General features: G+C 31.1%; 11 protein-coding genes. 7 read left to right on the top strand and 4 right to left on the bottom strand.

Features of this window, described 5'->3' with window-relative positions; genetic code table 4:
• Window positions 1-63: 63 nt before the first annotated feature.
• Window positions 64-1029, bottom strand: coding sequence for a YwaF family protein (locus ACWXVT_RS00055; RefSeq protein WP_455967595.1), 966 nt, complete (start codon window positions 1027-1029; stop codon window positions 64-66).
• Between the two features lie 265 nt (window positions 1030-1294).
• Here ACWXVT_RS00055 and ACWXVT_RS00050 point away from each other — a divergent pair, with 265 nt between their 5' ends.
• Both ACWXVT_RS00050 and ACWXVT_RS00045 read left to right on the top strand, forming a co-directional pair.
• Complete coding sequence (locus ACWXVT_RS00050; protein ID WP_438341597.1) at window positions 1295-2515, top strand: AEC family transporter; 1221 nt, start codon at window positions 1295-1297, stop codon at window positions 2513-2515.
• Between the two features lie 96 nt (window positions 2516-2611).
• Window positions 2612-3580, top strand: a complete 969-nt coding sequence (locus ACWXVT_RS00045) for a lactate/malate family dehydrogenase (protein ID WP_455967594.1) — start codon at window positions 2612-2614, stop codon at window positions 3578-3580.
• A gap of 96 nt (window positions 3581-3676) precedes the next feature.
• Here the strand turns inward: ACWXVT_RS00045 and ACWXVT_RS00040 are convergent, their stop codons facing one another.
• Entirely contained in the window at window positions 3677-4075 is a 399-nt protein-coding gene (locus ACWXVT_RS00040) for an MscL family protein (protein ID WP_455967593.1), read from the bottom strand.
• Window positions 4076-4156: 81 nt separating this feature from the next.
• A complete protein-coding gene (locus tag ACWXVT_RS00035) occupies window positions 4157-4963 on the bottom strand; it encodes a LicD family protein (protein ID WP_455967592.1) in 807 nt (268 codons plus the stop codon).
• A 153-nt stretch (window positions 4964-5116) separates the two neighbouring features.
• Here ACWXVT_RS00035 and ACWXVT_RS00030 point away from each other — a divergent pair, with 153 nt between their 5' ends.
• The 3 genes from ACWXVT_RS00030 (at window position 5117) to recO (ending at window position 9674) form a co-directional block, all read left to right on the top strand.
• Entirely contained in the window at window positions 5117-7285 is a 2169-nt protein-coding gene (locus ACWXVT_RS00030) for a HinT-interacting membrane complex protein P80 (RefSeq protein WP_455967591.1), read from the top strand.
• Between the two features lie 2 nt (window positions 7286-7287).
• Window positions 7288-8895 carry a HinT-interacting membrane complex lipoprotein P60 gene (locus tag ACWXVT_RS00025; RefSeq protein ID WP_438341602.1) on the top strand — a complete coding sequence of 536 codons (1608 nt, stop codon included), beginning with the start codon at window positions 7288-7290 and terminating at the stop codon, window positions 8893-8895.
• 119 nt (window positions 8896-9014) lie between these two features.
• Complete coding sequence (gene recO, locus ACWXVT_RS00020) at window positions 9015-9674, top strand: DNA repair protein RecO (protein WP_438341603.1); 660 nt, start codon at window positions 9015-9017, stop codon at window positions 9672-9674.
• A 60-nt stretch (window positions 9675-9734) separates the two neighbouring features.
• Here recO and metK read toward each other — a convergent pair whose 3' ends face one another.
• Window positions 9735-10862 (bottom strand): methionine adenosyltransferase, encoded by a 1128-nt coding sequence (gene metK, locus ACWXVT_RS00015; RefSeq protein ID WP_438341604.1) that lies wholly within the window; start codon window positions 10860-10862, stop codon window positions 9735-9737.
• A gap of 236 nt (window positions 10863-11098) precedes the next feature.
• Between metK and ACWXVT_RS00010 the strand changes: the two genes are divergently transcribed.
• Both ACWXVT_RS00010 and ACWXVT_RS00005 read left to right on the top strand, forming a co-directional pair.
• Window positions 11099-12898, top strand: a complete 1800-nt coding sequence (locus ACWXVT_RS00010) for an MATE family efflux transporter (protein ID WP_455967590.1) — start codon at window positions 11099-11101, stop codon at window positions 12896-12898.
• 191 nt (window positions 12899-13089) lie between these two features.
• Window positions 13090-14217: P68 family surface lipoprotein (locus ACWXVT_RS00005; protein WP_455967589.1), on the top strand; the 1128-nt coding region annotated here is incomplete at its 3' end.

Raw genomic sequence — 14217 nt, 5'->3', positions numbered from 1 at the left:
AAATTGCTATAAATTTAAAGTTTTAAGAGATTGATTTTTAAACAAAAAAGCGCCGCTTGCGCTTTAATGTCTAACAATTCATTTCGATTGTTTAAAATCTGCATAAACTTGTGATTTTTGCACAAAAAATCTGATTTTGTTTTCTTCATTTCTATATAAACCGATTTTTGAACCTAGAAAACAAATACCAAGTCCGATGAAATAGAAAATAATAAAAATTCCAATGTATAAAAATAAATGGTACGGCCAGCGAGTAAGTATACCCAAACTGTCTTTTTGGCTATTAGCTTGATCAATTCCCATATAAAACCAATTAGCATGTCAACGGACATCGGCAGTTATTTTTGTAGTCAAATAATTTAAACTAAAAACTAATATGGCAATCAAAATCATGGTAATAAGTGAGTCTTTTATCACTGTCTTGGTGACTTTTTGCTTACCTAAAATTGTTATTAATGTCGACATAATTAACAAAAAAGCATGTGCAAAAAAGAAATCTCAAAAGGCAAATGAGTCTAATCCTCAATGGATTGGTATTCCGTGATTTGCTCTTTGCCAAAATTCGTTATTTGCCAAATCAGTTAGACTAAATGCTATTAAAGCTCCAATGTAAGCAAAAATGCAATAATATTTTGAATAATCAAAGCGATTGAAGATAATTGACAGAATTACTAAAAATATAAACAAACGACAATAGTGTAAAGGTATTATTTCTCAATAATTAGGAAACCCATTGGTAAATAAAATCAATAGTCTACCAAAAAAACAAATCAAAGATATAGTTCCAAACAAAGTTCAAAAGCTTGTCTTTTTTAAACCAAGAATTTGTGCTCTTTTTTCGTAACGTTGTCTAATCAGCGAACGAAACAATCACAACAAAATGCACGTTAGTGCAACTAACGCAACTAGTGAATAATAAAGTGGCTTGGATTGCTCAAAATTTCAGTGTCCGCCGGCTCAATGAAAAAATCCTTTTTCAAAGACTTTTAGAGTCGGAAGATCTAGAGATGCAAGGCTAGTTCTGGTCATCTTGAGTAAAATTATAAAGTAAATAATTGTTTACAAAACACAATAAAAACAAGTTTTTTGTCTTATTTTTTGTATCTAAAAAAGCAAAAAAATGCTTGGTAAAAGCACTATTCATGGTTAAAAAATTATTTCTTTGTTTATTTGAGTGAGTTGCTTAAAGTTTTTAAATATGTGTCTTATTGTATAATTATGAGTGAGGCATAAGCCGAATAAAAATCAAATATTTTATAAGACACATTTGAGTGTCAAAAAATCAAGGAAAAAAATGAAAGACTTTGTAAATGTTATAAGTCAACAAGGTATGTGGGGAGGAGTTCTTGCTACATGTACCTTCGTTGCTATAGGTTTTATAGTTACAAAGATGGGTTTATTTACTAAAGAAGTAAATCAAAAGATTTCTAAATTCACCCTTCAATGAGCTCTACCTTTTCTTTGCATCATAGCATTTATGCAACCAGCTTCTGCTAAGTTGGGTAAAGAAATAGGTACAATGATCGGAATAAGTGCAGCATTCTACATTCTTGCTGCAATTATTTCAAAATTAGTTGTTAAATTTGGACCAAGAATGGTTCCAGGTTTAGTAAAACGTAAAGCATTAGTTTTATATGAAAAACAAAATGGTTCACTAGAAGCTAGTGAAAACGAAAGAGAAGCAGCTATTGCTTCTATTGAAGCTAAATTGTTAACCATTATGATGATGATTTCATATGGTTCACTACAATTCTTTGCTTACCCTATGGTTATAGCAATGAAAGGATCAATCTTTGACGAAAGTGCATTAGCACTAGCTCAAGTATGATGTATTCCATACATGATTGGAGCATTCTCATACGTATTGATTCAATATTCAGGACAAAAAGTCTCAGCAAAAAACATTAAACCAATTCTAAAAGCAGTATTCAGCCCAATGATGTGCTGTCTATACTTCTCACTATTCATGTGAGCTTTACAATTTGCACTTCCACACACATACAAAATTGTTGATGGTAAACCATATACTCAAGTTTCTGAAGGTGGAATGCAATTCTGACATGGATTCAAAACTAATCTACCAGTATTTGGAAAAATTCTAGATGCAGGTACATCTATTATTTCACCATTAGCATGACTAGTTATTGGTGGAACACTTGCTACATCAAACTTGAAGGCAGCAGCTAAAAACCCATCAGTTTGAGTAGCAACAGCGCTAAAATTAGTTTTAATGCCACTAATTATGTTAGTAATCGCTCTTCCATTGGTACATGCAGGAGTGTTATCTCCAAGTACAGGAACCTTGTTAGTTCTATTTGGTGCAACTCCACCAGCTGCCGTATGTATTATCTTTGCTGTTTCTGCAAAACACCCAGAAGTAGCATTAACTGCTGAAGTTTCAGCATTATCTACATTATTATGTTTAATTGCAATGCCTGTGTGAGTAATTATTGCAAGCGTCGCAACAAAAGCAGTAGCTCCAGTTGCGAAAGTAGCAGCCACAGCAACAGCATAGAAATATATATGACAAACTAAGGGCTAAATCATTAATATTGTTAATGGTTGGCTCTTTTCTTTCAAAAACTAAACTTTAATATTTTTAAGGATAAAAATGAAAAAAATTATTGTAGTAGGAATGGGAAACGTAGGATTCACATTCGTTAACATCGCTGTAAGTCGTGGATTACAAGCAAACTATGTGTTTGCAGACTTAAATGAAGAAGTGTGTGTAGCACATGCACGTGACTTCGAAGATCAAGTGGCTTTAATGCCAAGAAATAACTCGACTTTTAGAAGAGGAACTCTTTTAGAAGACGCAAAAGATGCAGATGTTGTGGTTATTACAGCATCAATCCCAATGAAAAAATTAGCAGACCGTCTACAGCTAGCAGCAGACAATGCTAAATTAATGAAATCATTTGGAGATGATCTTAAAAAAGCAGGATTCCAAGGTACAGTTATTATCGCTGCTAACCCTTGTGATGTTATGGCAGCAGCAATTCACTATGCATCAGAACTACCATACAATAAAGTTATTTCAACAGGAACACTTCTAGACTCAGCAAGATTTAGAAAATTCATTGCTCAACGTCTATCAGTTTCAGCAGATTCAGTTCAAGCTGTTACTCTAGCAGAACACGGTGCTTCATTAATGGCTCCGTGATCAATGTTAAAAGTTGGAGAAGCAAAAATTGAAGATTTAATTAAAGCTGGAAAATTCACAGAAGCTGACAAAGAACAAATTCTAAAAGACACAGTAGCAGAAGGACTTTACATTTATGCACGTAAAGGAAACACACAATTCGGAATTGGAACATCAATTTATGAAATTACAGATGCTATTATCAACAACAAACGTCAAGTTATGACCGTAGGGGTTAAACTTCCAGAAAACTACAAAAATACCGGAATTTATTCATCAATTCCAGTTATCGTAGGAGAAAATGGATACGAATACTTACCTACAAAACCAAACATGACAAATGATGAATGAGCAGCATTTGAAAAATCAACTTCAGCTATTGCTAAAGTACATGAAGATGTTATGAACTTAATCGGAATCAAAAAATCATTCCAATAATATTTTTCAAAGCCAACCTTCGGGTTGGTTTTTTTTGTCTTTTATAACTAAAAACCCCAGCTTTCAAAAGCCAGGGTTTCTAATTTCTCCTATATTTTATTTTTTGTTTGCGTTCATTTTTTTAAGTTCAGCTAAAATTAGTTCTTCTGTTGTAGGAACAGGTGCAACTGGTGTTGGAGCAGGCTTCTTAGAGTCTCTTCAGTTTTTAATTAAAAATACTAATAGAAGAGCAAAGAATATAATGAATGTTACAACGATAAATGCAATTAAAGCACCAATGAATTTTTGGATGTTCATTCCATATAGGTTTTCTAATGACATATCTTTTGGAAGTTTAGATAGTACACTGTAGTTAATTGCTCCCATGATAATATCTGTAGCTAGAGATGTTACTACAGCACCAAATACTGTACCAAGTACCATTCCAATAGCCAACATGAACATGTTACCTTTTAGAACAACTTTTTTAGCGTCGTTATATGATTTTTTAAACATAAATACAATTGTAGCTTATTTTTCGGAAAATGCTACAACTTTTTGTTTGTTAAAAGTAACAAAAAAGCGAAAAATGCTTTATTATTCAGCACTTTCCTCGCTTTTTAGATTAGTATTCGTTTCAGTATTTTTAATCTTGTATAAGTCAAAAATGTTTTTATATCCATATGGTTGTGGTTTTCTTGGCAGTCTTTTTAGATTCTTTCCGTAACGGTTTTCAAGATATTCTTTGTATTCTGAAAGAACGTTAGCATCCAAACCATTTCAATGAACTGAAATTAGTTTGTTTGTAAGGTTAGTAATTCAAGTTCGTTTGTATCTTGTTTTGAAATCGTCAATAACTAAAAAACCATCATATTTACTTTCTGAAAGTTTATTTATTGCTTCACGATATGTGATTTTTTTACCAAACATTCAGTATGTTAATGGGTTTAACATTTTATCTTTGTACGCTCCAAAAAGCAGTCACTTTTTGATTCAAATGCTTGCTATGGCGACATCCTGAAAATTTGCGTGTTTTTGATAACTTTTTCTTAGCAAGTTGTAAAAAGATAGAAATTTCTTTGCCTTTTTGACTGTTGTAGGTACAATAATGTTAATTTTTATGAAGAAATTGGTTTTGTAAAGACTTTCTTTTGAAACAACAAATTTGTTTTGAAAATCATAATACTCAGAATAATTTGTATTATCCAAAACATTGTCAGGAGCAATCATTTTTAATTTGTCATATGAATCTTGTTTCATCATTATTTCAAAAAAATCTAGTGATGTAGTTAGGTCTTTATTGGTTGTTGCTGAAACCAAACTTAAACCATCCAAACTGTATCAAAGATTGTATTTTTGACACAACTCAATAAAATATTTCAATAATTCTAATTTGTTATACATATTCTCATAATTATACTATTCATTAAATTTTCAACTTGTCTTTTGCCACGGTAATTTTTGCCTTTTTGTCAAAATACCATTGCAAATTGCATTTGTTGGTATAATTCTTAATGATTTTATATTTAAAATATAAAAAACCTAAAAGGAGTATAAATGGCAAAAAACAATAGTTGAGCTAAAAAAATTGCTCGTTTCAACACCACCAAAGCAGAACAACGCAAAAAAGAAAAACTTCAAGAAGCAAACCACAATGACGAAATGGTTGTTAAAAAGAAATGACCTAAAGTTGTATTGGGTTTAGCAATCGTTGGAGTTTTAGTAGCTGGATTTGCTATTCCATTGTCAGTGGCAGGCGCAAAATACAAAAAAGAAAAAACAAACTACAACGATGATGATGTGGTTTACACTGTTAAAGTCCCAAATAGTGATAAAACAGTTGAACTAAAATACAAAGACTTAAAAGCTATTAATGAAAGTGCTAGTGAAAATAGCACAATCTTTAATGCTACAAGCGCTCAAATTTATAAATATTTATATCAACAAGAATACGAAGCAAGTGCCAAATACAATGCAATTTATAATGCTGACAAAACTTTAAGTGAAAAGAAAAGCCTTTCATTAAAATCGCTAAAAACAATTCGTGAAGCTAAGCAAAAAGAAATTGAAACATTAAAAGAACGTTTCCAAAAACAATTTGGTTATGGAAAATGAGAATCCAAATTTAAAGAAGAATTAGCAAAAGAAAATTATGGAAAAAGCGAAACAGAGCAAGAAGCTGTTGATTATTTAGTTTCAAAAGAAATAAAAACTGATGCTTTAAGAAGATTTTCAACTGAAATTAATACTGACTTTACAATTGACGAAATTAAAAATGGTGTTAAAGCTAATGCTGATGTAATTTATCATTACTGAGATGAAGCTGCAAATAAAGAGCAAACTGTTACTTTAGCCAAAAAAGGTGAAATAATCGACTTAAAAGACTACTTCGCGTTAAGTGGTGATTATGTTAATACAGTCTTACCTACAAATAATCTAAATGTTTTAGATGAAACTAAAGCAAAAGCATACATTTTTGTAACCAAATCATTTGTTGCAAGCTCTCGTAACGCAACTAAATACATTGAAGATTGACTAAAAACAAAACCAGTAATTTATTCACAATTTAATTTAAACATTACCCAAAACCAAAAATCATCAGATCAATTATTCACTTTTGCAAAAAACGATTTGAAAAAACTACTTTCATTCGGCAGTTATGCAAATAGTGACAAAAATGTAATTGATTTAGCAATCAATCGTTTAGACTCTTTTGCAGGAATTACAAACATTGCTAGTGGTCAAAATTTGACTGATGAAGAAGCATTGCAAGCTAAAAATGACACTACCTTATTAGAAAATCTGGGACAAAACAATGCTTCAACATATGGTTCACAAGGATTTAGATCACTAAATGAAATTTATTCGAAAGAAAAAGCTGAATTCTATGTACCATACACATCAATAGTTCAAAATAATGCCATTTTTACTCCCCACAAACTAGATAATTTCTTTACTAATTTCAAAAAATTAATTGTTGAAAAACTATTTGCTAACTCACAAGAATTACAAACTATTTTAAATGCAGATGCAATGGAATGAAGCAACGAAAATGCGCAAAAAGCTGCAGAATACAACAAACGCATTGGTGATTATTTAGATTCACTTTCGAATTACGAAAGTTTAATTGATGAAATTATTAAACAAGCATTGCAAGTAAATGAACTAAATCAAGTGTCATCAGTTTACCAAATTGATGAAAATAAATTCGCTTTCTTTACTTCAAGCGGTTTAGTATTTATAAACACCAAAACAGTAACTGATAAAAGCAATGCTTTGGCTTTGATTCTTTCTGATTTACAAAGAAGTGCAAATAAAAACGACAACAATGCCTTAAAACCATTGTTTAACATGACTAACATTTTTAATTCATTATTTAATGAAAACTACGAAGTCTTGAATATGCTTGCAAATCCTGATTTTGTAACTTATTTAAAAACTCAACAATATGAAAAACAAACAAGTAGCGAAAAAGCAAACTTTGATGACGATACTATTGCCAAAGCAAAACAATATGTTACTTCACAACAATATGCAAGTCTAATTTCGCTGTTAGTGGCCAAAAACAGTGAAATTAAAGAGTATGTAAATAATTTAATTACTAAAAACTTAAATGCTGATTATGAAAAAGTAAATAACAAGTGAGTAGTTAAAGACCACACAGACAAAGAATATAACCAATTTATTTTCTCTGTTATTCAAAAAAATCTACAAGGAGGAAACTAGTTATGACTAAAACAAAAAAAATATTATTTAGTTCAGCGGCACTTTTAGCCACAACATCGTTAGTTTCTGCTCCTTTAGTTGCATGTAAAAATACTGAAACTTCAGATCCAAGTGCTGGCACAATTCTAACATCAACAGCAACAAAGAATAAAGTTTTAACAACTTTAGCTAGTACACAATTACAAGTTTTATATGGTTCAGATGTTTCAAAAGGCTTAGAGGACACTAGCTCAAGTTTTTATAAAGACTACAAAACCCTTTTTGACATTTATGCATTCAAACAAATTGAGTCTAACCCAATGTTTTTCGTGAATTTAGTACAAGAATTTAACAAAAAATCAGTTGACACTTCTTCTTTTAATCCACAAGGTTGACAAGTACCAACTGATGCTGAAATGAAATTTATTTATGATAATTCAGACAAATTAGATGACAACATTAAACTAAACATTTTGCAAAAAATGGTAGCCTACAACTATTTAATAAAAAATGATACTTTGTTATCACTAAGCGTTGCTAATTCTAAAGACAAAGTATTGTCATTAACTGACACAAGCAAAATGACAACTGATGAAAAAAATTCGTTTAATGGTTACGATCAAAGTGCTAAAAATTTATACTTAATGAAATATTTAGTAGAAAACAAATTAATTGAAACTTGAGAATATAGCCGTAACAGTGATTTAAGTTTATATCGTAATAATGCTTACGTAAATGATTTGGCAAGTTTTAATGCTTTAGCAAATCCAAATGATTTAACTTTAAAAACAGCCGCTAACAATCCACTTCTGGTCGGTTCAAACGATAACATCGATTTTAGTCAGTTATTAGGTTACAAAGGTGTTTCAAAATATTCTTCAACAGCTTCCGGAGACTTGAACTTCTCACTATGAGAACTAAAAAAAGATCAAGTAATCAGTGGTTTTGTTAACCCAACAAGCAATGTAGTTTATTCCCAAGATGACTTTTTATTCAGTAACATTTTATTAAAAGCAGTAAAAAACACTCCTGTTTTCAAAATTAGATCTACTGCTAACACAACAGCTAGCGTTAACCCAACCGATATTGAAGCTGAAGGTTATACAAATTCAAATTCAGTAGACTGATCTAAGACATTTAGCTATGATTCAAAAGACTACACAGTAACATTTAAGGTTGCTTCAGTTGAAAAAAGAAGCGATAATGTTTACAAACTAAACATCAGTGTGTCAATACCTGCTTTAAAAACTCGTTTAACATACGATTTTGATACTGAATTAACAAAAGATTCACAAACCCAATCAAAAGAATTTAACCAAAACGCTTTACCAACAGCAATCAATTTCTACAATCCTACTTCAAAAACAATTGAGGCTAAATATTTAATTAAATTAGTACCAGTTTTAACTTCTTCAATTGTTGATAACAAGGTTGTTTATAAATGAAGTTTAGATGTTACTCCTTGAAAAGATGAAACAAAACAAAAACAAATTGCTTACAATATTCTTTTCTTAGATGAAGACATTTATAAAACTGCAACTAAATATCTTTCAGATTTAGGAATTTCTATTGATAAAAGTAAAACCGACACAAAAATCATTGACTACCTAAAAAGCGAAAATCTTATTTAATTTTTATAGCCAGAAGTACAATTTCTGGCTTTTATTTTGCTTTCTTTTACTCGAATCTTTCATTTTTGGCAGTATAACATCGACTATGTAATGTTTAGGCTAAATGTTATAATCTTGATATGGAAACAATACACCAGGGAATAGTTATCAACAAAATTGACTATGATGAATATGATGAAATTGTTACAATCTTGACAATGAATAAACCAATTACATTTTTGGCTAAAGGAACAAGAAAAATACAATCTAAAAACAGGTCAAGATTACAGCTTTTAAATGTTGTCGAATGTGAAATTTTTCAAGCCCGTCTTGAAGGTAAAATGAGTAAACTCAAACGTGCTGATTTGATTGCCCAATTTGACATTAATACCAACATTAATGTAACCAATAAATTATTATTAATGGCACAAAACATTGACTCAAATCCTTATGAATTTGTTAGTGATTTTTTCTTTTTAGTCAATAAATTCGGTAAAGGCGATGATAATCTTTACTTACTGATTTTGATTTTCGATTTTTTAACTTGTACTGGTTTAAAAGTCAAAACTGATGGTTGTGTGATATGCAAAACGAAAAACAACATTGTTGATTTCATACCCCATGAAGGTGGTTTCTTGTGTAATCGACATGCAAAAAACTCTAAACATCCTGACTATTTACAAACTGTGTATTTAACCACTGGTAATATTGAAAACTATATTGATAATGCCAACCGTTATGCAGTTTTGAAAATAATTGAAGATTTATGAATTTATATTAAGGAAAATACTTTCCTTTAGTAACAAAACTTAAGGAAATTAAAATCACTCCCATAAAGTTGTAGGAGTGATTTTTTGTTTTTATTTTAAGTATTGTTTTAAGGTATCTACTTTATCCAATTTTTCTCAATTGAATTCAATGTCGTCACGCCCAAAATGACCAAATGTTGCAGTTGGCTGATACTTAACATTTTTTAAATCCAAGGTTTTAAAAATTCCGTTTGTTGATAAGTCAAAATTGGCATTAATTATATCTATAAACTCTTGATCGCTTAATTTTGATGTTCCAAATGAGTTAACAAAAATTGACTGTGGATAGGGTAAACCGATAGCAAATGAAAGTTGTACTTCAAATTCGCTTGCTAAGCCAGCGGCAACAATGTTTTTTGCTACATAACGCGCCATGTAAGCAGCTGAACGATCGATTTTTGTGTAGTCTTTACCACTGAATGCCCCACCACCATGGTGTGCATGCCCACCATATGTATCAACAATAATTTTTCTTCCGGTTAAACCTGTGTCACCGATTGGTCCTCCAACAACAAAACGTCCTGTTGGATTGAATAGAAATTCAAAATCGGAATTTAAATTATATTTTTTTACAACAGGATCAACTACTTTTGTTTTAATAGTTTGTTTAAAACGATTTAAGTCTGTGCTTTCCAAGTGCTGAATTGACATAAGAATTTTGTCAATTTTAATTTTGTTATCTTCATAAACAACTGTAACTTGACTTTTCATATCACTTTTAGCATGTGGTAGCTGCTTTTTGAGTCTTAGTTCTTCAGCTTTTTTGACTAACTCATGTGCTAAAGTAATGCTTAATGGCATAAAGTCCTTAGTTTCATTGCAAGCATACCCAAAGATAATTCCTTGATCTCCTGCTCCAATTAATTCACTATCTTTTCTGTCGACTCCCATTGCAATATCTGGACTTTGTGAATTGATAGCACTAATAATAGTAAAGTCATTTTCTTTGTATCCTAATTTTTTTACTACTTTTCAAGCAATAGAAACCAAGTCCACATAGGCAGTTGTAGTGATTTCTCCACCAATAACAATTAAACGATTTGTCGCAAATGTTTCACATGCAACTCTTGCGTTTTTATCTTTTGCTAAAATTGCGTCTAACACAGCATCAGAAATTTGGTCGCAAATTTTGTCTGGATGTCCTGCTCCAACACTTTCTGAAGTAAAATACTTTTTCATAAATAAAACCCCTTTCAAATGAAAGGAGTAGGAGGATTCTAATTATCTTATATGAAATAAAGCAACATGTTAGGTTATTAACCCCTCGCTTACCACCTTACTTATTAGCAGGTTGGTGACTTCATAGCAGCTACGCTCCGTACTCCTTATGTAACGCTAAACATTATAACAAAGCAACAAAAAAATCTGTAAAAATTCATGTCAACATTTGAAAAATAGGAATACAATTTTTGATTATGAAACATTGAAACAAGCGAAAAAATAACTCGCAACAAGGCCAAGAAAGAGCTGTTGAGCTTTTTGAAAAGACTCCTATTAAAAAAGCAATATGAATGGTAGCAATACCAGGTCTTTTGACCATGTTGATGATGGGTTTATATTCATTTTTTAATCAAGTTTTTATTTTAAATTTTGTGCCAAAAACATTAGCGATGCTAGATGGCGATATTGCCAATACTTCGGGTCTAATTTACAATTATTTAGATCCTTCTTTTGCAGCCAATCATGTCACAAGAGAGCAATTTAATACCATTTTCAACACATATAAACAAATAAGTGGAGCAAATATTAGTAACTTAACTAGTGATGTTATTGCTTCTTTGAGTGTTAACGCAACTATTTTCTTCGTCGTTTTCTGCAACGCGGTTGTTATTTTAGTACCTATGGGAACTAGTGTTTATTACACAAAATGCATCTCAAAAGGTGTTAAAATGACTGCTAAAGACTTATGAGCAACTGCTTTTTGAACAACTTCAGGATTAGCTATTTTTGCAATGTTAGTTGTTTTCATTGCCATTTGAGCAGGACTTGTAGATAAAGTAGCAAGCCACACTCACCTTGATGTAACTAAGTTTAGTGAACTAAATGAAAAATTGTCGAATCCTAATGCCGGTGCTATATTAAGTCAATATTTTGATGCCGGTCACAAAATAGCAGTTAAATGAGCACAACAATACATTTATGTTTATGCCGCTGGAACTTTATTGCAAGGATTTTACTTATTACTTTCTTACTTAATTCGGGCAGAAGGTAAAAACTCTTATGTAATGATATGAGCTATCATTGCCAACATTGTAGGATTAATTTTTGATGCAATTTTTATTATTGTTCTAAAGTGAGGAATTTTGGGTGGAGCAGCAGCAACAATCGTAGGTTGAATTGTTAATGTGCTAGCCTACTTTGCTTATGTCATTGTTAGTGACAAGAAAAATGACACTTGAATTGATCTAAAACACTTATTTAAATTTAGATTTCGTTACCGTTTGATAGCACCAATATCTTTATTGGGATTAAGTGCTTTTGTACGTACTTTTGGAGTAGCAGTTACCAACTTAATGATCACTTTACTATTCAATTACTTACCATATAGTGATGGATTTGTCAACGTTTATAACTGAGCCAAGGCATCCCCTTCAATTACACTATTTTTCCTAGCTCTATTTGGAATAGCAGATGGATCTAGTTCATTATTAAGTTACAACTACACAAAACGCAATGTGCAAAGAGTAAGACAAACGTACTGATATGCTCTAATGATTGCAGTCATTTATGCCGTTTTTGTTTATTCAATAGTGGCAATCTTAGCACCATATTTCATCAAAATTTTAAATGTACCAAATGAACGCCTGGAAGAAGTTTCAACATTCTTAAGAATAAACATGGTAAGAATGGTTTTCTACTCATTCGCGGTTGGGGGAATATTGTTATTTAGAGCAACTAATAACATTAAAATGGCGATTTTAGTTGTTGCTTTAGAATCATTTATCACTTTCTGATTTGTTATGGGTACTTTTGTTGGAATAGGTTTCGGTTTATACAATTCAGGACACAGCAAAGAAACTTGTTCATACATGGTTAGTGTTGGTTTTGTTGTTAACGCCCTGGTTGTTGGTATTATCATTACCATCTTTTCAGTGCACTGACTATATAAACGTTTACCACACATTGATAAACAAAAACAAACTTGAAGTTTGAAGATTGAAAATGCCTTTTTCAATCGTGCCATTGAATACGAAAAAACACACCAATATAAATAGTAAGAAGCATATTGTCAATTGAAGGTAAAACTTTTGACAACTATGCTTTTTTTTATATAATTAGAGTGTAAAAGATTAAGTATGAAAACACAAAATGAAGTAACAAGAAAACTGAGAAAAGTGCGGGTTTAAGTACCCGCTTGATATGTTTTCTTGTTTTTTCTTATAAAGAACAATTTAGGAGAAAGAAAATGACAAAAAAAGCTAAATTTTTAACAGCTTTAGCTGCTATTGCAGTTCCAATAGCAGGGGTAGCAGGATTAGTTTCTTGTAGTAATAATACAACAAAAGACGAAAGGGGTCCTGCTTCATTTGAACAAGATAATGATGGATTGCTAAGAATTTACTCGCCTTGATCTGCAACTAACTACCAAGGACTTGCTTTACAAGCGCTTGTAGATTTTTACAATAAATCACACTTTTCTGAATTAGAAATTGAAAACAACAGTAAGGTGAAAAAAGCAGTATTGAAAGAAGATTACAAAGATAAAAATATTTTACCAGTTGTAATTGTTATTGCACCTTCAGGATATTCAGATAGTTCATACATTAGCAAACTAAAAGTAAAAGCTAAAAATGACTTCTACAACTTGATTATTCAATACCCTACTGTTGCTTCAGTATTGCAACAATACCAAATGGGGTTAAATTTCGATTCTCTTAAAACAGAAATCAACAATTTATACTCAAGTTCTTTCTTGGAAGTAAATAAATTAATAGCAGGAAATAAAAACAATAGTATCCTTACAATTCCTGCTTCAAAATCTGGTGAAATGCTATCAATCAACAAACCAGTAACAGGTATGCTAATTTCAGAATTAGTTGCTGCCGGAGCAAAAATCGATACTCAAAACTCAAAAGTTGTAAATGAATTGAAAACATACTGAGAAGGTCTTTCAGATGATGAAAAATCTGATAAACTAGCAGTAAAAGCAGCTTGAAATAGTGGAAAATACAATGATTCACAAAAATCTTCATTACAAGCAGCATTAGCAAATTACACAATGAATGATAATATCTTCACAGATTACGAAGACTTATTAAAATTCACTGCTTTCGCTAAAAGGGTTTTCCCAAATAATAAAAACTATGTTTTGGGAATGGACTCATACCCTAATGCTGTTTATACAATTGCAGCATCACTAGCAGGACAAAATGAAGATTCATTAATCAACAAAGATGCTTCACAAGTAAGAGATGGAGGATTCAACTATAAGAATCTTCTGGATCAAAACACTCCACAAGGTAAACGTTTAAAAGCTGCATATGATTTAATGAAAGATGCTTTCCAATATAAAGGTTTATGAATTGGTGGAGAA

This window comes from Mycoplasma sp. 1573 (assembly GCF_053851775.1).
Note: the sequence above shows the minus strand (reverse complement) of the source record. Positions and strands in the feature narration are given on the sequence as shown.